Consider the following 21,585-nt stretch of genomic DNA (forward strand, 5'->3'; position numbering starts at 1 on the left):
CTTAGCGGCCCTTGGTTTTATCACGTGCAATAAGCTGGCTGGCGATCACCATAACCAGCGACAGAACCAACAAAATGGTCGCCAGTGCGTTCACCTCGGGTGATACGCCGACTTTTACCATTGAGTAGATTTTTAAGGGCAAAATTTCATAACCCGGCCCGGTGACGAAGGATGAAACAACGACGTCATCCATCGACAGCGTAAAGCTTAGCAACCAGCCTGCGGCCACCGCAGGCATTGCCAGCGGCAGAATGATCTTGCGCAGGATAGTCACTTCACTGGCGCCCAAATCTTTTGCCGCTTCCAGCATTCGCACATCAAAGCCTTTCAGACGTGAATAGACCGTCACCACCACAAAAGGCAGACAGAAGGTAATATGCGAAAACAGCAGCGACCAGAAGCCGAGCTGAATGCCAATTAACATAAACAGAACCAGCAGCGAAATCGCCATTACGATATCGGGCGACATCATCACCACAAACAGCATGCCGCTGACAAAGGGTTTCCCGCGAAAACGGTAGCGATAAAGCGCGACCGCGGTGAGTGAACCGATCAGCGTGGCAAACGTAGCGGAGAGCACTGCCATCGTCAGGGAGTGTTGCGCCGCCTGCAGCAGGCTGTCGTTGTTCACCAGCAGACCGTACCACTTGGTAGTAAAACCTTGCCAGTTGATGCCAAAGCGCGAGCTGTTAAAGGAGTTCACAATCAAAATAATGATTGGAATATACAGATACGCGTAGATAGCGGTCATAAAACCGCCACGAAGCAGTCGACCGATCATTCGAGTTCTACCTTCTTGTTCAGAAGGTGTGACGCTTTCAGAGCATTGAAAATAATCAACTTTTTCTCTTCTCCAAAATCTCTCCAAAACTTCCCACCAAAAGAGACAGCCAAAAAATAAGCGGCCCTCACTAAGGCCGCGAATTTTACAACAATTTTCCAGGTGATCGGAAAAAAATGCCCATTTAAATGACTAGCTTTAGCCATTCCTGTCCACGAGTGTCGTTATAGCGATCTGTTGTTGCCTGCACTTTATGGCCCAGCAGCGTTTTGGTGTCGATCCCTTGCGCGCGGTACAGTCGTTCGGCTAGCGAGCGTTGCTCGTGGAATGTCGTTGGCGTTTTCCCCGCTGGTGGCTTAATTCCCGCAAGATCCCGGGCATCCGCAAAATAATCTGACAGGTTGTCTTTGCTCATTGGCTGGCCTTTTTTCTGCAATCGGCTGTGAACCAGGTAAGGGCTAACAATCTTGTTGCGACAACCGGCAATGACCTCTTTGAGCGTCATGCCCACTGCATCGCAATGAAGTGACAGGGGTAACGCCAGGCGCATACCTGTTTTACCCTGAATGACATGCAAATGACCGTCCCACACATCAGAAAATTTCATTCTGACAATATCCTCTCTTCGCTGGCCGGTAACTAGGGCGAGAAGCATGGCGTTCCTGTTGTAATGCCCTTCAGGGGTAACATTGAATATGGCCCGCCAGTCCTCGATGCTGAGTCGTGCCCGGGTCACTTTCGGTACCGGTTTTCGCGTCGCCTCCGGAGGATTCCAGCCAGGAGGAACTTCACCGGCATGCTGTGCTTCGCGGTAAATATCCACCCACACCACGCGATTGTTTAGCGCTGTGCTGGCCTGCCCCTTATCGAGCCATTCCTCCAGTATCAGGGAAAAATCCCTGACTTCCAGACTACGCAACGGATGATTACCAAGTCGACCAACCAAAAGATTAGCCATCCTCATTTTTTCTTTGAGTCGGGTTTCTGACAGATCACCGTTGTCTACACGTGTGCGCTGCACTTTTTCATAGCGAACAATCCACGCCTTTAAACTGATCCCGCGCGCCTTATTTAATGATGGCTTTTCATCGATTTTTTTCAGGAAATAATCAGCTTCTGCCGCAGCCAGTCGCTGATTGGCGATGACCGCTATTTTTTCTGCTTTGGTTTTATCGGTTCCGAGTCCGTGAAATTTTCCGGTTACTGGGTTTTTATATTGGTAATAGGTTTTGTCGGTTCGGCGATCAAACCGGGCATAAAGCCCGGGAATGGAGATGCTATTTTTTCGTGGCCTTGGCGACATGATTGAGGATCTCCTTTAGCGCGTCATCATCGTCATCATGAATTTCTGGCACCACGCCGACAGCGCCGGGGCCGACATAAACTGCATTGCGATCTACACACCAGCGCCCGCAAATTTTTTCCGGTTTCGGGTTTATGTAGCCCAGCTTGCCGTATTTCACCAGCGTGGTATTGGTAATTACAAAACCAAAGCGACCGGCTTTCCATTCTGTCAGCGGTATCAGAAATTGTTCACTCATAGCCATCACTCGCGATAGCCAGCTATTACGATACGCGCAACAGCTGGCATTGGTTGATATTCAATAATCAGTTTGCGGTCAGACGTTGCCAGATTGCAGAGACGTATTTGACCTGATGCCGGGCGTCAGAAAGCGCATTATGCAGATCACCTTCAAACGGGATGTCGTGGCGTGGGTTGATACCGACAGATTTGCCCAGTTCAACAATGGTCCTTACGTCCCTGTCATTCCAGAACGGAACAGCGAAGGGGGTATCTGTTAACGCGTATGCGCGGCGAAGAATTACGTTATCAAAGGAGCATCCATTACCCCACATCTGAACGGTGTGACTACCGTTAGCAGCATTTTCAGCAATAAAGTCAGCCAGAAGTTCAAGGGATTCACGCAGCCCCATAGCTTCATCAACAAGAATGGCAGAGCGGGCTTCAGATGATTGTTTCAACCACCACTGAATCGTCGACGCATCCGGTTTCATCCCAAACAACATCGATGATTCAAGACTGACAACCTGGTAAAACTCGGCGCCAGTGTTACCAGTTGAAGGATCAAAAAATACAGCGCCGATAGAGACTATTGGGGCATCAGGACCGTTGCCCATGGTTTCCATATCAACCATCAGGTGAGTATAGAAAGCGTTCAGGGGATCCGTTTCAATATGGTGAACGGGTTCATTATTCAGGGAAGCTGACGCGTCACCAGTTGCATCAGCGCTTTTAACTGGCAAAACTGCTGTTTCGCTCTGAGACACTTCAGGATTAGCTTTGATTTCGTTGTTGTCAGTTTCTTCCATCTGCACATCGCTGGTGGCTTCCTCTGTATGGGTATGATGTAACTTATCCTCGACGGCACGCTGGCGTACCTGGTCTACGACAGAAAGCGCTGGCGCTTGCTGGTTCCCCATCAGGCCATCGATGGAGAACATGCCGTTGCCCATGTTGGCGATTTCTGGTTGTTCAACTCCTGCCTTCTGTTCAGCTGTGACTTTCTCGTTAATCTCGTTTTCCCAACTTTTTTCTGGCACGTGACCGGCTGCCGCCAGGGTTTCTTCAGTTGGGTGCTGGTGGTCGGTTTCAGTCAGGTTCTTATTGATGTAACGGCTCAGCAGCTCTGGGAAATGGTGAGCGTTTTCTTCTGCACTGCGAATAAGCGCGAAAATAGCAGCACGGGAATAATCCAGGATGCCAGCACGTTTGCGCAGGGCGACGGACCACTCTTTGAACGGGCTTTCGTTTTTAGCAATGACCTCTTTTGCACGACGGAAAACGCCACCAGGAATATCGTAGATGTTGAAATCCATTGGAAGTGTGGCCAGCGCAATATCAATGTCCAGAGTGTCCAGCGTGTGGACAAGTTCCGGGTTGCGATCGGTCCCATTGCTGCCGCCAGCGTTGGTTCCGGAGTCAGTGCGCTGAATCTGCGACACGCGATTGCCTTTACACCACTCTTTAACCAGCAGCCCACGGTCAATGTGTTCAGTGTTGAACCAGGCCTTAAAGAACTGAATAACGGTGACCAGATCAACTCGTTTTCCATCAACCGGAAAAACGGTTTTCAGCGCGCTGACGATCTTCCAGATATCGATCTCTGGCGCTTTCCTGAATGGTTCTACATTCTCGGCGGCAAGCAGCAGGTTCTGCACATAGCTGTTATCTACATCCAGCTCGAGTTCCTGAATGGTTTTCTTCTGCTCAGTATCAATATGGTAAGCATATTCTTCAGAAATAAACTGAGCTAAGAGGCGCTGGCGTAGCGGCAGAGTCGCAACGGTAATAAGCTCTGGCGTTACAGGTGGAGTGGCATGTTCATCACCCGCAACTCGTGCTTTCTTATCATTAACCCACTCCTGAACGGTAAGAGCCCGCTTTTCTGGTTCTTCAATCCATTCGGAAATAAATTGCTCAAATGAAGCAACGGTATAGACCTGCTCACGGTCAAAGACTTCTTTTATTGCATTTGCCAGCTTCCACTCAACATGAGCAGAAAGTTCTTTCACCGACCGCACATTCGCAATGGCCAGTAACAGGTTTTGTACATAGAGATCATTTTCGTCCAGTACCATTTGCCCGATCTGGACGTGCCGTGCTTCACTGATTTCCTTCTCTTCACCGTCATTTAACAGGTGCGCAATCAGCCGCTGAGACAGGCGCAGGCGAGATATGGGGCGGAGCAATGCTGGCGCATCGCTGGTGGGTACATTGGCACTGGAGGTTTCAGGTTTTTGCTGGCTGGAAGCCTCCAGATTTTCATTATCCGGCTTCTGTTTCAGTTGCCACGTTTGCTGGTCTTCTGCCAGTTCGTAATGATCGCACCATGTGTCATCAAGTGTGTTTTCCTCAGGAAGATCGTCAACAACAAACCAGTTGGTGCGGACAGGTAATTGATAGTCGGCGCCACGACCGACGGCAATATCGTTGTCTTCGAGAATATTGAGTATTTCGCGTTCTGCACGGGAATCTGATTTCGCAGAGAACCAGCAAAACAGGTTTTTTGCCTCAGTTGCTTTCGCTTTGGCTTTAATAAGATACGCATACGTTAACATTGCGTTCGGGCTCCATAGGATTGTAAGATACCCGGCAGCTGATGATCGCCGCCTAAGGTAGTGGTTATTGGTCAAAACTCGTTCCGGAAAGCTTTGGTCGGCTGACCGGGTACTTAACCCGCCTTGCGCGGGTTTTGTGCTTTATGGGGTAGGGGATTTTCCCTGCGCCAGCTGTGCGACGGGGACCCACTCCAGAGCATTCAGCACGGGCTCAAATGAATCAGGCGTGTGAGTAACGGCGCGAACGACGTCAGCCACGCTGGGGTTTGCTTTGCTAAGGTGGTACCCGCCACCAGCGCCACGCTGGCTGGTGACGATTTCACTTCTGCGCAGCTTCGAGAAAATCTGCTCGAGGTAAGACACAGACAGCTTTGATTCTTTACTGATAGATGCGACGGAAACAGGGCTGCCGTTGTAAATCCTGTTGAGGATGGCAACCACCTGAACAGATGCCACCACACGTTTCATTCCAAATTCCATAGTCACTTCCTTACTGATGCTGGCAACAGCCATTGGTCAAACTCGTTATGAACGAACTGCAGTCTGTTGGTCGGCAGACGGGTCGCCCTTCTGGGCGAGCATGTAGCAAAACAGTCGAATGATTACTTCAATGCGATTTAGATGTACGGCCTGACACCGCACTGGTTTACGCGCAAAATCAATCATTTTGGTTTCCTTGTTTTACCGGTCATTTCTCCATTTCAGGCTCGGTGGTAAGCTGGTATTTCCCATCTAGCCAGCAAGGACATAAAAATGGCCGCTCGACCAATAAGTGTTTTTTGGTTCAAGAACCGCGCACAGTATGATTCCTGTAAAGAAGTTCTGACCGATTCGTGGGTATTACCTGATGACTATCGGGACTGGCTCATCCGTTTCAATCAAATGATTGAGCGTTACGAACGTAGCGGTATCCAAGTTATTAAAATAGAGATAGAGCCCAACGAGTTCTCCGTTTGGTGCCTCTCCAATGGCTGTGAAATAAGCACCAAGAGCTGCAACGATTTCGCTGTTTTCCATGGCAGTAGCTATGCGATCCGCGACAGAGAACTTGATAGGGGATATGACTAAGCAAACCTTGCCTCCAACTTTAGTTATTTCGATCCTCATAATGTTTCCCTCAACATTCTGTCCCTGTGTCCAGTAACAGTGATACAGGGGGTTCTTCATTTAGCCTTATCGCTGGCAAGCGGAACGGTACTGACTGCTGCGCATTAATGTTCGCCATCTCATCCGGTGATTCGTATGCCGCCGGCAACTACTTCGTGGGCGTCCTGCCTCGATGACGTTTTTCAAAATGTGTTTATATTTAAACTCTAAATGTGTTTAAAAGTCAACACAGCATGTGTTTAAGGTGGTGTTGATGATAACGATATGGGAAAAGGGAGTGGGAAAGGCATAAAAAAACCAGCCAAGGAGGCTGGTTAGAGTGCTGAAAATTGTAGCTTAGTCGTCAGTTGGCTTTAATCGTCCCCGAAGGTATTTCTCAACATACTCATCAATTTCTTTCAGCCGTAATTGAAAGGTATCGATCATTCTGTCTTGTTCAGACTCCGGCAACTGGTCAAAAAGAGTAATCAACTTACGATGTTTTGGCGTTAACCATGATTCGGCGTGATCATCACCAAACATTAGCTCAGCCGGGCTAATGCCGAGAGCTTTAGATATCGTTATAGCGTCGTCAACGCCAACATTGCGGCGACCTGCTTCATAGTTCCCGATGCGTGACTGAGCCCACCCACATAACTCTGCGAGTTTAGATTGCGACATATTTTTCTGTTCGCGTAGTTGCTTCAGTCTGGCGGCAATTGCAGTGTTTATATTCATTACTGATTTTTACCACGTTACGTGTTAACGCTCAAAGAACGTTTCGTCTTGACTATCTAACACATTGTGTGTTTAATTCAGCTAAACACTATATGTGAGGACAAGATGAACAACATCGCCAAAGAACGGCAAGCGCTCGGTTTAACTCAAGAGCAATTAGCCAAATTATTCGGGTGGCGTCAGTCAAGGCTCTCAAATTATGAGAACGGAACACGCCAACCAGGCCTACCGGAATGCAGATTGATTGTGGAGAAGCTTAACGAGTTAGGGCGCACCTGCTCTCTTGATAGTGTATTTCCGCCACAAAGCGAGGTCTGAATGATGCAATCAGTAGCTTATACCCATAATAAACCACGAGTAGCCGCTCCGGTGAAATCGCAAAATCAATTTAAACCCCAGCGCCGTGACGGCATTCAGCACCGTGCCATATTGGCCGCCGTTCGTGAATGGGAATCGACATTACCAGGACAGGCACAGGAACGGATCACTCAGCTGGTGGCTGAAGAGTGGGCCAAAGCAGATGGACGGGGAATTGCTGTTAATAAACAGAATTTATTCCGATACCTGAAAAACGAGGGCGGTTCGGAAAAGTACACGGCTTACGTTATGCAGCTGTCAGGTTCAATTATTGCTGCTATGCCAGTTCAGATCGCCAGAAAGCACGGGTTAAGTAATGCGAGCACAGAAGCAGAGCTGGTGGCGAACGCAATCAAAGAGTGCAGTGAGGCACACCATGCGAAATTAATCGGCGCGCCATTACAAAAGCTCGAGAAGGAAATTCGTGAGGCGGCAATCGCATTGTTCAACATGTTACCTGCTGACGCGGCGGGACCACTACTGGCGAGTATAAGCGCCGTAGCGCCGCAATTGTTTTAATCGAGTTTTGACCAATGACCATTATTACTGCAACTCGCGGGGTGAAGTATGCCTAATCCTTTGGCTAAGGCCATGCCTAAGAGTAAGGCTAGTAACGAGCCTTACCGTAAGGTGAAGATCACCATGTGGGATGATCCTAAATTTCGAGCCTTATCACCACTCCCGCCAAGTGGGCAGAGTCTGTTTATTTACCTGCTTACAGGCCCATTCACGGGGATTATACCCGGGCTGTATAAGGCGGGAAGGGCGGCTATGGCCGAAGAATTAAACTGGGATGTCGAAGCCTTCGACTTAGCCTTAGGCGAAGCCATAGCGTTAGGTATGGTGGAAGCCGACCTTAAAGCCAGAGTTTTTTGGTTGCCTAACGCGGTGAAACATAACCCTCCAGCATCAGTGAACGTGATCAAATCATGGGCAAGATCGTTTGAATTACTGCCTGAATGTTCACTGAAAGATAAAGCATATGAAGCTCTCAAAGCCGCCTGCTACGGGGTTTCTGACGCTATGGGGACGGCTTTTGATAAGGCTTTCGCTTTGCCTAAGGATAAGGCTAAGTCTTTGGCTAAACCTTTGCCATCAGGTATCCAGAAAGCAGTTAGCAGTAAACAGATCTTAAACCCCTCTCTTAACGCGGGCGCGATGAAAAATCCGAATGGGGATGAACCGCCATCCCCGGTCATGCCCCGATACCTGGACGGTGTTGATGAACCGATCGGGAAATTCAGCATGACAGATAGCTGGCTTCCCTCCAGAGACTTCCGACAGCGCGCTGCATCGTGGGGTATCCCCCTGCCTGAACCAGATTACCTTCTGACTGAACTCGCAGAATTCACCGCGTATTGGGAGTCGGAAGGGAAAGTTTTTACTCAAATCCAGTGGGAACAAAAATTTGCCCGACATGTAGCCCGGGTGAGAACGCAGGTAAAACCAGAAACCGGAGGTAACAGTCATGTGGGAGCAGGATCAGAACCAACAGCATCCCGGGCAGTTCAGCAAATTCAGTCAGCACACGCAGAGTGGCGCCGCAGGAATGGACTTGATGGCGACGGAAACAGCCTGGCGACTGTGGCAGGTCATGGGGGAGGTGTATTCGAACCGATGGACCCAGAAGAACGGGGCGGAGCCTTCGCCTATCTGGATAGCCCAGATAGGTTCGATGACTGAACCTCAAATTCGGCTGGTCTGTCAGCAATGCATGGAGCGCTGCGCGATGGGAAATACATGGCCGCCTGACCTGGCTGAGTTTGTTTCTCTGGTTTCAGAGAGTGGGGCGAATCCATTCGGACTGAAATCGGAGCAGGTTATGACGGAATACCGGCGCTGGCGCAATGAGTCATATCGGTATTCAGGAAGCGATAAATATCCATGGCCTCAGCCCGTGCTGTATCACATCTGCATTGAAATGCGCAGAACGGGCGTAGAACGACAAATGACAGAGGGGGAGCTGAAACGACTGGCAGAAAAGTTACTCACGAAGTGGTCGAAGCATGTTGGTAATGGACTAAGTGTCCCACCAATTCGACGTCAACTGGAAGCGCCGCGCCATCCGGCAGGACCAACGCCAGCACAATTACTGATAGATGAATACAGGCGTCGAAAAGCGGCAGGATTAACAAATTGAATAATGAACAATCAGTAAATCTGATATTAAAACCACATAGCCATCGTATTCGAATTTTCGAATGTGATGGTTGACGACACTCAACTATTGCAGGAAACTACGGAGAGAATTCAGGAGACTAAAATGGCTGAACTAACTTCTCTACAACTCTTCAAAAACCTTTCCGATGAAACTCGGCTGGGCATCGTGTTGCTGCTTAGAGAAATGGGAGAGCTATGCGTGTGCGATCTCTGTACGGCGCTGGATCAGTCGCAGCCCAAGATCTCCCGTCATCTGGCAATGCTCCGGGAAAGTGGATTATTACTGGATCGCAAGCAGGGCAAGTGGGTTCACTACCGCTTATCTCCGCATATTCCGTCATGGGCTGCTCAGGTAATTGAGCAGGCTTGGTTAAGCCAACAGGACGACGTACAGGCCATCGCCCGTAAGCTGGCATCGGCAAACTGCTTTGGTAGCGGTAAGGCTGTTTGCATCTAAAAAATTTGCCTGAACATATATGATTTTTCGAATGTGAGGTATTCAGAATGAAGACGTTAACGGTGTTTGACCCGGCAATGTGCTGCAGTACCGGCGTATGTGGCTCAGATGTCGATCAGGTTCTGGTTGATTTCTCTGCTGATGTGCAGTGGCTGAAAGGACGTGGCGTACAGGTTGAACGTTATAACCTGGCGCAGCAGCCCATGAGCTTTGTTCATAATGAGAAAGCGAAAGTATTCCTCGAAGCATCTGGAGCAGAAGGGCTTCCGCTACTGCTGTTGGACGGTGAAACGGTGATGGCTGGGCGATACCCAAAACGCGCTGAGCTGGCTCGCTGGTTCGGTATTCCGCTGGAGAAGGTAGGGTTAGCTCCCACCAGCTGCTGTGGTGGTAATACTTCCTGTTGCTGAATATGTCAGGAGGACATATGAAATTCTTACAGAATATCCCGCCTTACCTGTTTTTTACTGGCAAGGGTGGCGTAGGAAAAACGTCCATTTCCTGCGCGACGGCTATCCGCCTTGCCGAACAAGGTAAGCGGGTTTTGCTGGTCAGTACAGATCCAGCCTCCAATGTCGGTCAGGTATTCGACCAGGCTATCGGTAACACCATTCGCTCTGTGACAGCAGTTACTGGACTTTCCGCTCTGGAGATTGACCCTCAGGAAGCTGCCCAACAATACCGCTCCAGAATCGTTGATCCTATCAAAGGTCTTCTGCCTGAAGACGTTGTTAACAGTATCAGCGAGCAGCTTTCAGGAGCCTGTACGACTGAGATTGCGGCGTTTGATGAGTTCACCGGCTTATTGACAGACGCTTCCCTGCTGACCCGCTTCGATCACATCATTTTTGATACAGCGCCGACGGGCCACACGATTCGCCTTCTCCAGCTTCCCGGTGCCTGGAGTAGTTTCATTGAAAGTAATCCGGATGGTGCTTCCTGTCTTGGCCCAATGGCCGGGCTGGAAAAGCAGCGTGAGCAGTATGCTCATGCGGTAGAGGCGTTGTCCGATCCTGAACGTACCCGCCTGGTTCTGGTTGCACGACTGCAAAAATCTACGCTGCAGGAAGTAGCCCGCACCCATGAAGAACTGGCCGCAATTGGCCTGAAAAACCAGTACCTGGTTATTAATGGTGTGCTGCCTAAAGCCGAAGCTGAACATGACGCGCTGGCTGCTGCGATATGGCAACGGGAGCAGGAAGCACTGGCAAATCTTCCTGCTGGTTTATCTGAGCTACCGAGAGATACCTTATTACTCCAGCCAGTAAATATGGTTGGTGTGTCTGCGTTGAAGGGGTTGCTGGATACCCGTTTTGATGCATTACCGCTCCCGGTACCGAACGTCCTGTACACGCCTGAAAACTTATCGCTCTCTGACCTGGTCGATGATATCGCCCGCAGTGAACATGGCCTGATTATGTTGATGGGCAAAGGTGGTGTAGGGAAAACCACGATGGCTGCTGCCATCGCCGTAAGGCTGGCAGACATGGGATATGACGTGCATCTCACCACCTCTGATCCCGCTGCGCACCTGAGTACAACGCTGAACGGCAGCCTCAAAAACCTGCAGGTCAGCCGCATCAACCCTCACGATGAAACCGAACGCTATCGCCAGCATGTTCTTGAGACGAAGGGAAAAGATCTGGACGAAGCAGGGAAACGGCTATTGGAAGAAGATTTACGTTCTCCCTGTACTGAAGAAATTGCCGTGTTCCAGGCTTTTTCCCGAGTGATTCGTGAAGCAGGTAAGCGGTTTGTTGTCATGGATACAGCTCCCACTGGGCACACGCTGTTGTTGCTGGATGCTACCGGGGCTTACCACCGAGAGATTGCCAAAAAAATGGGGGAGAAAGGTCATTTTACTACCCCAATGATGCAGCTTCAGGATCCGGAACGAACCAAAGTTCTGCTGGTCACTCTGCCTGAAACCACACCGGTACTGGAAGCGGCAAGCCTACAGGCTGACCTTGAAAGAGCGGGGATTCATCCATGGGGCTGGATTATCAATAACAGCCTTTCCATCGCGGATACGCGTTCTCCGTTGCTTTGCCAGCGCGCTCAGCAGGAACAGCCTCAGATTGAGGCTGTTAAGAATCAGCACGCTGACCATATAGCGCTCGTTCCGGTACTGGCTTCTGAGCCAACAGGTATTGAAAAACTCAGAGAGTTGGCGAGTTAATTTTTTGTTTATACAGGGCGGCAGATCCGCCCTGTCAGGAGGGTGTATGTTACTGGCAGGCGCTATTTTTGTCCTGACCATTGTCTTGGTTATCTGTCAACCGAAAGGATTAGGGATCGGCTGGAGTGCAACGCTGGGCGCGGGCCTGGCTTTGATTTCTGGCGTTGTGCATATAGGCGATATTCCGGTGGTGTGGAATATCGTCTGGAACGCGACAGCGACCTTTATTGCGGTGATTATCATCAGCCTGCTGCTCGATGAATCAGGCTTTTTCGAATGGGCGGCATTGCATGTTTCACGCTGGGGTAACGGTCGTGGCCGTTTGCTCTTTACCTATATCGTCCTGCTCGGCGCAGCGGTGGCGGCACTGTTTGCCAACGATGGTGCGGCACTTATTTTGACACCAATCGTTATTGCTATGCTGCTGGCATTAGGATTCAGCAAAGGTACCACGCTGGCATTCGTCATGGCAGCCGGGTTTATTGCCGATACTGCCAGCCTGCCGCTTATCGTGTCGAACCTGGTGAATATTGTTTCGGCGGACTTCTTTGGTCTGGGATTCACCGAATATGCATCGGTGATGGTACCGGTCGATATCGCCGCCATTATTGCCACACTAATTATGCTGCATCTGTTTTTCCGCAAGGACATCCCGCCAACTTACGATCTGGCCCTCCTAAAGAAACCAACAGAGGCAATAAAAGATACGGCTACATTCCGCACTGGCTGGATAGTTCTGATTCTCCTGCTTGTTGGTTTCTTCGTCCTCGAGCCGCTCGGTATTCCCGTTAGTGCGATTGCAGCGGTTGGGGCGATAATTCTGTTTGCAGTGGCGAAACGAGGCCATGCCATTAACACTGGTAAAGTGCTACATGGTGCACCCTGGCAGATCGTCATCTTCTCATTGGGGATGTACCTGGTAGTTTACGGTCTGCGCAACGCAGGGCTAACCGAATATCTTTCAGGTGTTCTGAACGTGCTGGCTGATAAAGGACTCTGGGCCGCGACGCTGGGTACTGGCTTCCTGACGGCTTTCCTGTCTTCCATCATGAACAACATGCCTACCGTGCTGGTTGGCGCTCTTTCTATTGATGGCAGTACCGCAACCGGCGTCATCAAAGAGGCGATGATTTATGCCAACGTGATTGGCTGCGATCTGGGGCCGAAAATCACACCTATTGGTAGCCTGGCAACGCTGCTCTGGCTACATGTACTTTCACAGAAGAATATGACCATCACGTGGGGATACTATTTCCGCACCGGGATTATCATGACTCTGCCTGTGCTGTTTGTAACGCTGGCAGCGCTGGCGCTACGTCTCTCTTTCACTTTGTAATGAGATACTGATATGAGCAACATCACCATTTATCACAATCCTGCCTGCGGCACGTCGCGTAACACGCTTGAGATGATCCGCAACAGCGGTAATGAGCCGACCATTATTCTTTACCTTGAGACTCCACCTTCACGCGATGAGCTGGTCAAACTCATTGCTGATATGGGCATTTCCGTCCGGGCGTTACTACGTAAGAACGTCGAGCCATATGAGGAACTGGGTCTTGCCGAAGATAAATTTACTGACGACCAGTTAATTAACTTTATGTTGCAGCATCCGATCCTGATTAATCGCCCCATCGTGGTAACACCGCTGGGAACCAAACTGTGCCGTCCTTCTGAAGTTGTTCTGGATATCCTTCCTGATGCTCAGAAAGGGGCTTTCGCCAAGGAAGATGGCGAGAAAGTCGTTGATGATGCAGGCAAAAAATTGAAATAAGCGACAGGAGAGCCGCCTGTTATTTAGGCGGCTCCTTTATCAAATAAAAACAATGGATTGCCTCGATTTAAATCTTTGGACTGTTGATGCAACATTCTTCGCGTAGAAAATCAATAATCGACTCTAACTTGTCATATTGAGAAACGCAGATTAAGGAGCGGCTTTCGCGATTTTGTTTGACCAGACCTACGGAAACAAGAGCGGATATATGATGACTCAGTGTTGAAGATGGAATCGCAAGTTGTTTTTGTAGATCACCTACAGGTAAACCTTGTTCACCGGCTTTAACAAGGTGTTTGAAAATAAACAAACGTGTTGGATGTCCTAATTCTTTCATAGCTTTAGCTACTTCTTCTAGTTGCATGGTACCTTCCTCATCTATTGATATTTCGATAATACCAGAAATATGTTGATCTAACCTCAATAATTCGATTATTCTAGAAATATGGTTTATAGGGGGTTTCATGAATAGCTGGATTTCTATGTTTACTAACGCGGCAGAGATGTTCTTGTTTCTTGCTGTCGAGTTGTCTGCGCTTTTTTTTCTGATTAGTGCGGGTGTTAGCCTTATCAGGCAAAAAATTCCGGACCAAAAGATTCAAAGAATGTTAGGGGCGAGAAAGGGGAGAGGTTACATACTTGCATCGCTGTTAGGAGCTGTAACACCGTTTTGCAGCTGCTCTACAATTCCCATGTTACGCGGACTGTTATCAGCAAAAGCAGGCTTCGGTCCAACACTTACATTCTTGTTTGTTTCACCTCTGCTTAACCCGATAATCACTGGTCTGATGTGGGTTACTTTTGGTTGGAAAGTTACCCTGCTATACGCTGTTATAGCTGCAACAGTTTCCGTACTGGCAAGTATTTTGTTAGATGTGCTTGGTTTTGACCGACATATTGTCGAAACATCAAAACCGCTGGCTAGCTGTTGTGGTGTTAGCAGTGGAAAAACTCCTGAAACTAAACTACAGAGTGTTTCAGCTTGCTGCTCTGTATCAAATCAACAGGACATAGGGGCTAATAGTTGTTCTAAACCACAAGAAACGTTTAAGAGTTTCTCAGCATTTCGGGGCACAAATTGTGAATTGAGCTGCGAGACGGGCCAAACAAATAAACAATTCTTCCCGAAAAGTGTAGTAAGAGAGCCTGGTGCGATACGACTGGCATTTCAGGATGCCTGGACTCAATTTAAAGATGTATTACCTTATATGATGTTAGGTATTGTTATAGGGTCGTTTATCTACGGTTTTATACCTGCAGAGTGGATTGCTGCTCATGCTGGGAATGATAATCCGTTTGCGATTCCACTAAGTGCAATTATTGGAATACCGTTGTATATACGTGCTGAGGCAGTAATTCCGTTGGCATCAGTCTTGATGGATAAAGGCATGGGAACGGGAGCAGTAATGGCTCTGATTATTGGTAGCGCAGGAGCTAGTCTGACGGAAGTAATACTGCTTAAATCAATGTTCAAAACACCCTTGATTGCTGCATTTCTGACCGTTATTTTGGGCATGGCGATTATTATGGGATACCTGACACAGTTGTTATTTTGATTGGGTATGTTAGACAGAACCTGAAAAAGTTGCAGGGGGAGACGAGCATATGAAAGTTGCGCAATCAATCCCAATCAAAGCAGTTATCCAAATTTAAGGACGTTGATATCTCAATACTTACAATGGTGTCAAAACAACAAGTCCTCATTGGATTGAACCCGCTTCGGCGGGTTTTTTTTGCATCTCATTTATAGGCTAAGGTTAACAATTTGTGCTCTTAAGTCATTGATCATTTCAATGTATCGGTGTACTGTACAAATATACAGTATATGCAGTGGAGGCTAATATGAAAGTTGAACTAACCATTGATCGTACTAAAGAACTTCCAAAGGGAGCAGTTCCGGCGCTGGAGAAAGAATTGCTTAAAAGGTTGGGAAACCACTATGAGAATTGCAGCTTGAGCATACGACGTGCAGGCTCCGATGGTTTAAGTGTGTTTGGTGGTGACAAGGAAGATAAAAAGAAAATTGAGACTATCCTCCAGGAAACCTGGGAAAGTGCTGACGACTGGTTTTATTAATTATTTTGGGTGTTACTTTTATCCCGTTTGCATGGGGGAGTTTAAGTGAAAGAAAAATTAGGATTGCCCAAAAAAGGCTACGCAGTCATCAGATGTCACGATGGAGTCATCGTTGCCAGGCTGCAATCATTTCCTGAGTGTGAGCGCGCCCTGATGTACCGTCGCGGTAGCATGGTGTCTTTCATGCCTCTTCAGGATAATGAAATTATTGGTACACCTACGTTGTTTACCCAGATGCTGGAAAGGGCTGGTTATCGCGTTACCCAAAAATCTGTTACACTCCCGTCATAGGCCTGAACAACCTATACCTGCTGCGCCACAGGAGAAAAGCCCCATGGCGCAAGATCAATTCAAGCAATCCCTCATACTGACGTTAACCAACGCCAGCGATTTTCTTTTTGCCGCATCCAGAGGTGCGTTATGAAGAAAAGCTGGTTTCAACATACACATCTCACCACTGAGCAGGCTGACGAACTGGAAGCCAGCTATAAAGCAAAGCAGATTAAGACCGAGCGTAGTCTGGATAATGACTTTATTCACTGGACGATCAGCGCGTTCTTGCCGGAAGCATCTAAGCCTCCTCGCCAGGACAGAACCTGGCAACAGCGGATCTGGAGGTGAATGTGAAAGTCTACGATATCACCCCAATGGGCAAGCCCCGAATGACGCGCGCTGACAAATGGAAAAAGCGTCCTGAGGTTCTGCGTTACCGGGCTTTCTGTGATGAAGTTCGTCTGCAGGGTGTTGAGCTGCCGGAAAGCGGTTCGCATGTCACCTTTATGCTTCCGATGCCAGCGAGCTGGAGCAAAAAGAAACGAGCTGAGTTAAACGGTAAACCACATCAGGCTAAACCTGATTTCGACAATATGGTGAAAGCCCTGATGGATGCCATTTACGAAGATGATGCTCACATCTGGGATTCACGCGTCACTAAATTATGGGGAGAGAAGGGACAAATAATTATCGGGGAGATTGCAGAATGAGGGCGCTGCTGAAGCCGGTGGTTGCGCGTGAGCTTGGAATTGTACTGCTCAAACCGGGCAGTGAGCTGATGTCATTATTCAGTTGTGAACGTGTGCTGGTGGAAAGCCAGCCGGCAAGCATGGAAAGGTTGCCTGCTGGCCGTGTTCCTGACGTTCGCCAGCCGCTGGCCAGTGACGAGTCCCTGTGGCCGTTCTTCCTGGATGAAAAAGTTATAAAGGCTGCTGGTGGTTTTAGTGGTCTTGATTACTGGCTTCTGCGTTATGGCGGTAGCTGCTGCCAGTGGCCACACAGCGATTACCATTATCACGAGCTAACCACTCTGCGTCATGAACCTGGATCGGTTCTCCTGTGTGGACATTGTGATAACCATTTGCGTGACCACTACAGCGAACAACTTTCAGAGCTGGCGAGACGTAATGTTATTAACTGGATTATTAACAGCATAATGGTGGCGCTGAATCTGGACCCTTCCAGAGAACTGTCGCTGGCGGAGCTTTGCTGGTGGGCTGTTCGTATGGGTGCTACCGACGCAATTCCCGAATCAGCAGCCAGCCGGGCGCTTCGTATTCCTTCGGAAGAACATCAGTCAGTCATGCGTGAATGCGATATCGAACCGGGTGTAACCGCCACCAGCATCATTACAGCCAGAGCCAACGCAGTAACCGTGAACATGCCACCAGCGCAAGTTCCAGCGATTAAACCCGTAGTCGGTGTCCTGGTAGATCCCGAGTCCCCGCAAACCTATATGAAACGTCCGAAGAGGATCCGTTGGGCGAACCCCAGATATCTTGCATGGATTAAAACACAGCCCTGCGAATGCTGCGGCAAACCATCCGACGACCCACACCATTTAATTGGCTGGGGGCAGGGAGGGATGGCAACGAAGGCGCATGATATTTTCGCGATCCCTTTATGTCGTCAGTGCCATACAGAACTACATAACGACCCGGTGAAGTTTGAGCAAAAATTTGTTCCTCAGCCGGTAATGATAATCAGAGTGCTGGACCGGGCTTATGGGCTTGGCGTTCTGGCGTAAGGAGAAGAACAGGATGACACCACGTCAACGCCGCAATCATTTTGAAGCACTTGGTAAAGCAGCTGCTGCGCCGCGTAAAAGCTGGCTGGGTAAATGTATCCTTCTTACGGGGATCCAGTCCGGATGGATTAAATCCTTGCTCACTACCTGGGGGGAAGGTGTGGGAGGAAAAACAGCACCACGTATGCCGCGAGGACACGCGTGCTGGAATGTGCTTAAGGGACGGAACTGGTCAGATAAGGCGTTAGAACGCTTCACCGCAGCGTTGAATCAGGCTCGTGAAGAGGGATTCCGTGGACAGCAGGCGATGAACAGGGCACATAGCATTCTCTGGCCACAGTCAACTGCCAGTGTGATTGATGAAGCTTTGCATAATGATGATGTCGATTTTGTTGAACAATGCGTACTGCAGGCACTGGATATAAACGATCCGGTTTATGTCGTTGGTCTTCAGTATTACACCACCCGAAAAAAAATCTCAGACATAACCCGCGAACTGCAGGCGATTGCGCCATGGTTAACCGACGGGGAGGCGAGAAAACGCGTGCGATGGTGCCTGGAAATATTCAGAGCAAAAACATTCCTTGCGGTTCGTAACCAGATGAGAGCTGGGTTAGAGGATGGTTGATCATACTAAAAGAGCAACTGAGCGGGAGACTGATGAGTCAGTAATCCGAAACAAAAAACCCGGTTAGTAGCCGGGGTAGCTGGTTATTAGCAACGATTCTGTTAAAACCGCTCATAAATCTCAATACAGATAATAGCCACAGAATAGAAGGGCCATAGAAAGGAGGTTATCAACGTATCAGCCAGGTCAAACTCGAGGCCGTGTACTCGATCCCCACGAACTAACAAAGCAAACATTGCGATGAAGCCCGCGATATATATGGCCAAGTAGTGATAAAGGCTTATGATAATTCCATTTATTAGGTTTGGCCCTGAGTCTACGTGCGATAACCACACAATTAAAATTGGTATTACAGATCGATTTTCATTTATCGATCGTCCAAAACGATCGTTTTGTAACGAATATCTCATTTGTTGAGTGATATTCGTACAAAACGTTGATGGAAATTAGCTATAAGTGCTTTGTGATGTAAAAACGTTTGAAAACGGGCCAACAAAGTGAATAATTAATTCATGCTTGGCAGAGCTGCGCCACGATGGCAGCGACGAAAAGCGAACAATTTGAATATAACGAGAACCCCGCCAGCGCGGGGTTTTTGCTTTCCGGCGATACGACAGGGGTATTCGCGAGGTGCATTGCACCAGTACCCCTGTCATATCGCCGAGCTGAAATCGTTAACTTGAAAACAAGTTCTCACAATGCTCCAATGCTTTTTCGTTTCTAGCTCAGAGGAAAAATGAGAGGGGGGCAACTGCTAAACGTAGACATCAATATTTTTAGTATTATTCCCTGCAACGTTCGAACTTGATTTGTCACTTACCGTAGGTAATGCTCCCGATGCCATTTGGTTTTTTTCTGCTTCTTGTTTTTGTAATTGAGCAATTTTTGCATATATAGACTCGATTTGCCTTTGAATCATCTCCATCTGCTGTTTAAGCAGTTTTGCCTCATCTTCGGAGGTTACTTCATTTATTTTTGAACCCATGGCGCTGAGTTCTTTTGTCAACTCACCAATTTGTTTTTTCAGGTTTTGAATTTGTTGTGAAACAGAGTTGCCAGTACTTGAAGGTGCTTGTTTTACTGTGCTTTGCAGTATGTCCTGACCCAAAGTGCTAACTGTCATGCTCATGGTGGTTCCTCCGGCCTTACATTTATTACCCATTATCGTCATCTTTCGAAATTACTTTATTAGCAAAGGTTAAGTTGTGGCTTCCTGCACCACAGCATTATTTGTGCTGCTCTATACTATCTGCTGAGTATCGCGGAGGAGTTTATGAAAGAAGGGTATTACTGGATTCAGCATGTCGGAGTTGTACAGGTAGCGTACTACACGAATGACACTGTTGATGATCTGGAATCGGGTAAAACAATCACAGGTGTCTGGCATCTGACCAGAGGCGATGACATTTGCCATAATGGTGAAGCAGAGGTGTTAGTAGGTCCTCTTACTCCACCAATGTAAACAATCTATTTTACTTAGGGGCTGCCGCATGGCGGCCTTTTTCATTTCAGGCTCACGGGAATCATCCGCTACGTGCTTTGTTGATAAATCCAGCCCGTGTAGCCTTACCCTTTAATCACACAAAGCGCCATCCGAAAAATCGGAGGTGAGGCTATGACCAGAATGAGCACCATTTACAGCAGACTTTCATATGGAACAGGCACCACGCTGACCGGCTGCGGTGTATCAGCGAAGGCATATGCCGAAACTGCAAAAACAGCAAAAGAGGTGTCCTGGATGTTGGCCGACAGAATTGCAGGGTTAAGCCTGAGCGACTGGGCAATTATTGTCGGGATCGCATGCACTGTTATCACCTGTGCTGTGAACTGGTATTACAGGAAAAAGGAAAGGGAGGACCGGCTTAATGGCAATGTCACAAAAGCTGAAGAATAAACTGAGTGCAGCGGTCGTTGGTTTGATTCTCGCCGGGGCTTCCGCTCCTGTGATTCTCGATCAGTTTCTTAATGAGAAAGAGGGTAATAGCCTTACGGCATATCGCGACGGTGGCGGACTCTGGACCATTTGCCGTGGCGCCACGATGGTTGATGGTAAGCCGGTAGTTCAGGGCATGAAGCTGTCTGCTGAGAAATGCGCCCAGGTGAACGCCATAGAACGCGACAAGGCGCTGGCGTGGGTAGAGAAAAATATCCAAGTCCCGCTGAGTGAACCTCAGAAAGCGGGTATCGCTTCTTTCTGCCCTTATAACATCGGTCCCGGAAAATGCTTCCCTTCCACTTTCTACAAACGGATCAATGCTGGCGACCGAAAAGGAGCCTGTGAAGCGATCCGCTGGTGGATTAAAGACGGCGGACGCGATTGTCGCCTGACAAAAGGTCAGAAAAATGGCTGTTACGGTCAGGTAGAGCGACGGGATCAAGAAAGTGCGCTGACGTGCTGGGGGATAGACCAGTGAATAAAATATTTGCTGTGTTGCTGCTGGTGGCCGGTGCGTTTCTTGCCGGAAGCGTCTGGAGCGACCGTGGCTGGCAGAAGAAATGGGCGGAACGCGACAGCGCTGAATCCTCTCAGGAAGCTAATGTCCAAATTGTCGCCCGCATTATTGAACAGGGGCGAATTATTGCCCGTGATGAGGCCGTTAAAGATGCACAAGCACAAGCCGCTAAAGCAGCTGCTACTGCTGCTAGTCTGTCTGTTACTGTTAGCCAGTTGCGCAACGAAGCAACCAAACTTGCCATCCACCTGGACGCCGCAAAGCACACCACAAATATTGCCGCTTCCGCCAGAAGCAAAACAGCCGGAGCCGACGCCACAATGCTTGCCGACATGCTCGGAAGTATTGCAGCAGAAGCTAAATATTATGCTGAGATTGCTGACGACCGCTTCAATGCCGGATTGACTTGTGAAAGCATTTATGGGGCCATAAGGAATACTAATAGTGGACCGCATAGAAATATGCTGAATAAAGCGAAAAATTAAGAGGTTAGTACTTTTTATAGGTACTACATTTGAATTGTCCAATGAATGAAATACGACTCATCCGTGAGTCAAAAATCCCTGACAACTTAGGGTGATAGATAAAGGTCTTAAGCAGCATGGCATAATTTTCAATTTTAGCCATTTAAAATAATTTTTATGTTCAAAATCATGGGTGATTTACTTACAAAACTAAACCTTGCTATGTTTGGTTAATCATGCGTTAATGAATCTCTGGTTTGTTACGAATTTATCTGAAGCAGTCACTGTAATAATTTTATTTCTTGTTCCTGTTGAGATTTCCTTGTTAGCTT

30 protein-coding genes and 1 pseudogene are annotated in these 21,585 nt (G+C 48.4%); 21 read left to right on the top strand and 10 right to left on the bottom strand.

Going from position 1 to position 21,585, the window contains the following annotated elements; translation table 11 throughout:
• Position 1: 1 nt before the first annotated feature.
• From potC to FDX09_RS23880, 7 genes and pseudogenes are all read right to left on the bottom strand, one after another.
• Positions 2 to 781 carry a spermidine/putrescine ABC transporter permease PotC gene (potC, locus tag FDX09_RS10020; RefSeq protein ID WP_006684943.1) on the bottom strand — a complete coding sequence of 260 codons (780 nt, stop codon included), beginning with the start codon at positions 779 to 781 and terminating at the stop codon, positions 2 to 4.
• Positions 778 to 987, bottom strand: coding sequence for a hypothetical protein (locus FDX09_RS10025; protein WP_115258739.1), 210 nt, complete (start codon positions 985 to 987; stop codon positions 778 to 780). The genes potC and FDX09_RS10025 overlap by 4 nt, the downstream gene beginning before the upstream one ends.
• Positions 966 to 2,084 (bottom strand): phage integrase Arm DNA-binding domain-containing protein, encoded by a 1,119-nt coding sequence (locus FDX09_RS10030; protein ID WP_115258738.1) that lies wholly within the window; start codon positions 2,082 to 2,084, stop codon positions 966 to 968. Before FDX09_RS10030 ends, FDX09_RS10025 begins: the two co-directional genes overlap by 22 nt.
• Positions 2,059 to 2,322 (bottom strand): excisionase, encoded by a 264-nt coding sequence (locus FDX09_RS10035; RefSeq protein WP_115259961.1) that lies wholly within the window; start codon positions 2,320 to 2,322, stop codon positions 2,059 to 2,061. Before FDX09_RS10035 ends, FDX09_RS10030 begins: the two co-directional genes overlap by 26 nt.
• Before the next feature lie 67 nt (positions 2,323 to 2,389).
• Positions 2,390 to 4,861, bottom strand: coding sequence for an exonuclease (locus FDX09_RS10040; protein ID WP_137347141.1), 2,472 nt, complete (start codon positions 4,859 to 4,861; stop codon positions 2,390 to 2,392).
• Positions 4,862 to 5,002: 141 nt separating this feature from the next.
• Positions 5,003 to 5,341, bottom strand: a complete 339-nt coding sequence (locus FDX09_RS10045) for an Rrf2 family transcriptional regulator (RefSeq protein WP_225624057.1) — start codon at positions 5,339 to 5,341, stop codon at positions 5,003 to 5,005.
• A gap of 45 nt (positions 5,342 to 5,386) precedes the next feature.
• Positions 5,387 to 5,530: pseudogene (locus FDX09_RS23880) on the bottom strand (hypothetical protein); the annotation flags it as partial.
• Positions 5,531 to 5,614: 84 nt separating this feature from the next.
• Between FDX09_RS23880 and FDX09_RS10050 the strand changes: the two are divergent.
• Positions 5,615 to 5,929, top strand: a complete 315-nt coding sequence (locus FDX09_RS10050) for a hypothetical protein (RefSeq protein ID WP_071681809.1) — start codon at positions 5,615 to 5,617, stop codon at positions 5,927 to 5,929.
• Between the two features lie 375 nt (positions 5,930 to 6,304).
• On the opposite strand, the gene FDX09_RS10055 is transcribed toward FDX09_RS10050, so the two are convergent.
• The gene (locus FDX09_RS10055) at positions 6,305 to 6,685 is read right to left on the bottom strand and encodes a helix-turn-helix domain-containing protein (protein ID WP_003832307.1); all 381 of its coding nucleotides are present in this window, start codon (positions 6,683 to 6,685) and stop codon (positions 6,305 to 6,307) included.
• A gap of 105 nt (positions 6,686 to 6,790) precedes the next feature.
• On the opposite strand from FDX09_RS10055, the gene FDX09_RS10060 reads away from it, so the two are divergent.
• The 9 genes from FDX09_RS10060 to arsC all read left to right on the top strand — a co-directional run bounded on the left by FDX09_RS10060 (position 6,791) and on the right by arsC (position 13,612).
• Positions 6,791 to 7,003: a helix-turn-helix transcriptional regulator gene (locus tag FDX09_RS10060; RefSeq protein WP_003832309.1), complete on the top strand. Its 213-nt coding sequence runs from the start codon at positions 6,791 to 6,793 to the stop codon at positions 7,001 to 7,003.
• A 3-nt stretch (positions 7,004 to 7,006) separates the two neighbouring features.
• Positions 7,007 to 7,561 carry a toxin YdaT family protein gene (locus FDX09_RS10065; protein ID WP_038643237.1) on the top strand — a complete coding sequence of 185 codons (555 nt, stop codon included), beginning with the start codon at positions 7,007 to 7,009 and terminating at the stop codon, positions 7,559 to 7,561.
• 252 nt (positions 7,562 to 7,813) lie between these two features.
• Positions 7,814 to 8,725, top strand: coding sequence for a DnaT-like ssDNA-binding domain-containing protein (locus tag FDX09_RS23885; protein WP_038643236.1), 912 nt, complete (start codon positions 7,814 to 7,816; stop codon positions 8,723 to 8,725).
• Positions 8,637 to 9,182: a replication protein P gene (locus FDX09_RS10075; RefSeq protein WP_127785720.1), complete on the top strand. Its 546-nt coding sequence runs from the start codon at positions 8,637 to 8,639 to the stop codon at positions 9,180 to 9,182. The genes FDX09_RS23885 and FDX09_RS10075 overlap by 89 nt, the downstream gene beginning before the upstream one ends.
• A 123-nt stretch (positions 9,183 to 9,305) precedes the next feature.
• A complete protein-coding gene (gene arsR / locus FDX09_RS10080) occupies positions 9,306 to 9,659 on the top strand; it encodes an As(III)-sensing metalloregulatory transcriptional repressor ArsR (RefSeq protein ID WP_038641375.1) in 354 nt (117 codons plus the stop codon).
• Positions 9,660 to 9,706: 47 nt separating this feature from the next.
• A complete protein-coding gene (gene arsD, locus FDX09_RS10085; protein WP_038641374.1) occupies positions 9,707 to 10,069 on the top strand; it encodes an arsenite efflux transporter metallochaperone ArsD in 363 nt (120 codons plus the stop codon).
• Between the two features lie 17 nt (positions 10,070 to 10,086).
• Positions 10,087 to 11,838 carry an arsenite efflux transporter ATPase subunit ArsA gene (gene arsA / locus FDX09_RS10090; RefSeq protein WP_137347142.1) on the top strand — a complete coding sequence of 584 codons (1,752 nt, stop codon included), beginning with the start codon at positions 10,087 to 10,089 and terminating at the stop codon, positions 11,836 to 11,838.
• A gap of 46 nt (positions 11,839 to 11,884) precedes the next feature.
• Complete coding sequence (arsB, locus tag FDX09_RS10095) at positions 11,885 to 13,174, top strand: arsenite efflux transporter membrane subunit ArsB (protein ID WP_038641369.1); 1,290 nt, start codon at positions 11,885 to 11,887, stop codon at positions 13,172 to 13,174.
• A gap of 12 nt (positions 13,175 to 13,186) precedes the next feature.
• Entirely contained in the window at positions 13,187 to 13,612 is a 426-nt protein-coding gene (gene arsC, locus FDX09_RS10100) for a glutaredoxin-dependent arsenate reductase (RefSeq protein WP_137347143.1), read from the top strand.
• A 67-nt stretch (positions 13,613 to 13,679) separates the two neighbouring features.
• Here the strand turns inward: arsC and FDX09_RS10105 are convergent, their stop codons facing one another.
• A complete protein-coding gene (locus FDX09_RS10105) occupies positions 13,680 to 13,976 on the bottom strand; it encodes a metalloregulator ArsR/SmtB family transcription factor (protein ID WP_038641364.1) in 297 nt (98 codons plus the stop codon).
• 100 nt (positions 13,977 to 14,076) lie between these two features.
• Between FDX09_RS10105 and FDX09_RS10110 the strand changes: the two genes are divergently transcribed.
• The 7 genes from FDX09_RS10110 to FDX09_RS10140 all read left to right on the top strand — a co-directional run bounded on the left by FDX09_RS10110 (position 14,077) and on the right by FDX09_RS10140 (position 18,336).
• Positions 14,077 to 15,168 (top strand): permease, encoded by a 1,092-nt coding sequence (locus FDX09_RS10110; protein ID WP_137347144.1) that lies wholly within the window; start codon positions 14,077 to 14,079, stop codon positions 15,166 to 15,168.
• A 286-nt stretch (positions 15,169 to 15,454) separates the two neighbouring features.
• Positions 15,455 to 15,688, top strand: coding sequence for a DinI family protein (locus FDX09_RS10115; RefSeq protein ID WP_038641360.1), 234 nt, complete (start codon positions 15,455 to 15,457; stop codon positions 15,686 to 15,688).
• A gap of 45 nt (positions 15,689 to 15,733) precedes the next feature.
• Positions 15,734 to 15,979, top strand: a complete 246-nt coding sequence (locus FDX09_RS10120; RefSeq protein ID WP_071681812.1) for a hypothetical protein — start codon at positions 15,734 to 15,736, stop codon at positions 15,977 to 15,979.
• 129 nt (positions 15,980 to 16,108) lie between these two features.
• The gene (locus FDX09_RS10125) at positions 16,109 to 16,309 is read left to right on the top strand and encodes a hypothetical protein (RefSeq protein ID WP_038641358.1); all 201 of its coding nucleotides are present in this window, start codon (positions 16,109 to 16,111) and stop codon (positions 16,307 to 16,309) included.
• Between the two features lie 2 nt (positions 16,310 to 16,311).
• The gene (locus FDX09_RS10130) at positions 16,312 to 16,671 is read left to right on the top strand and encodes a RusA family crossover junction endodeoxyribonuclease (protein WP_038641357.1); all 360 of its coding nucleotides are present in this window, start codon (positions 16,312 to 16,314) and stop codon (positions 16,669 to 16,671) included.
• Complete coding sequence (locus tag FDX09_RS10135) at positions 16,668 to 17,708, top strand: DUF968 domain-containing protein (protein ID WP_038641355.1); 1,041 nt, start codon at positions 16,668 to 16,670, stop codon at positions 17,706 to 17,708. Before FDX09_RS10130 ends, FDX09_RS10135 begins: the two co-directional genes overlap by 4 nt.
• A 13-nt stretch (positions 17,709 to 17,721) precedes the next feature.
• Positions 17,722 to 18,336 carry a hypothetical protein gene (locus tag FDX09_RS10140; protein ID WP_038641354.1) on the top strand — a complete coding sequence of 205 codons (615 nt, stop codon included), beginning with the start codon at positions 17,722 to 17,724 and terminating at the stop codon, positions 18,334 to 18,336.
• A gap of 754 nt (positions 18,337 to 19,090) precedes the next feature.
• On the opposite strand, the gene FDX09_RS10150 is transcribed toward FDX09_RS10140, so the two are convergent.
• Positions 19,091 to 19,465, bottom strand: coding sequence for a FlxA-like family protein (locus tag FDX09_RS10150; protein WP_050592505.1), 375 nt, complete (start codon positions 19,463 to 19,465; stop codon positions 19,091 to 19,093).
• Between the two features lie 144 nt (positions 19,466 to 19,609).
• Here FDX09_RS10150 and FDX09_RS10155 point away from each other — a divergent pair, with 144 nt between their 5' ends.
• The 4 genes from FDX09_RS10155 (at position 19,610) to FDX09_RS10170 (ending at position 21,274) form a co-directional block, all read left to right on the top strand.
• Entirely contained in the window at positions 19,610 to 19,798 is a 189-nt protein-coding gene (locus FDX09_RS10155; RefSeq protein ID WP_038641352.1) for a hypothetical protein, read from the top strand.
• Between the two features lie 153 nt (positions 19,799 to 19,951).
• Entirely contained in the window at positions 19,952 to 20,230 is a 279-nt protein-coding gene (locus FDX09_RS10160; protein ID WP_003832349.1) for a phage holin, read from the top strand.
• The gene (locus FDX09_RS10165; protein ID WP_038641350.1) at positions 20,202 to 20,750 is read left to right on the top strand and encodes a lysozyme; all 549 of its coding nucleotides are present in this window, start codon (positions 20,202 to 20,204) and stop codon (positions 20,748 to 20,750) included. The genes FDX09_RS10160 and FDX09_RS10165 overlap by 29 nt, the downstream gene beginning before the upstream one ends.
• Entirely contained in the window at positions 20,747 to 21,274 is a 528-nt protein-coding gene (locus FDX09_RS10170; RefSeq protein ID WP_170973236.1) for a DUF2514 domain-containing protein, read from the top strand. The genes FDX09_RS10165 and FDX09_RS10170 overlap by 4 nt, the downstream gene beginning before the upstream one ends.
• The last annotated feature ends 311 nt before the right edge of the window (positions 21,275 to 21,585 follow it).

It is taken from the genome of Citrobacter sp. wls717 (assembly GCF_005280955.1).
In the GTDB taxonomy this organism is placed as follows: Bacteria; Pseudomonadota; Gammaproteobacteria; order Enterobacterales; family Enterobacteriaceae; genus Citrobacter; species Citrobacter werkmanii.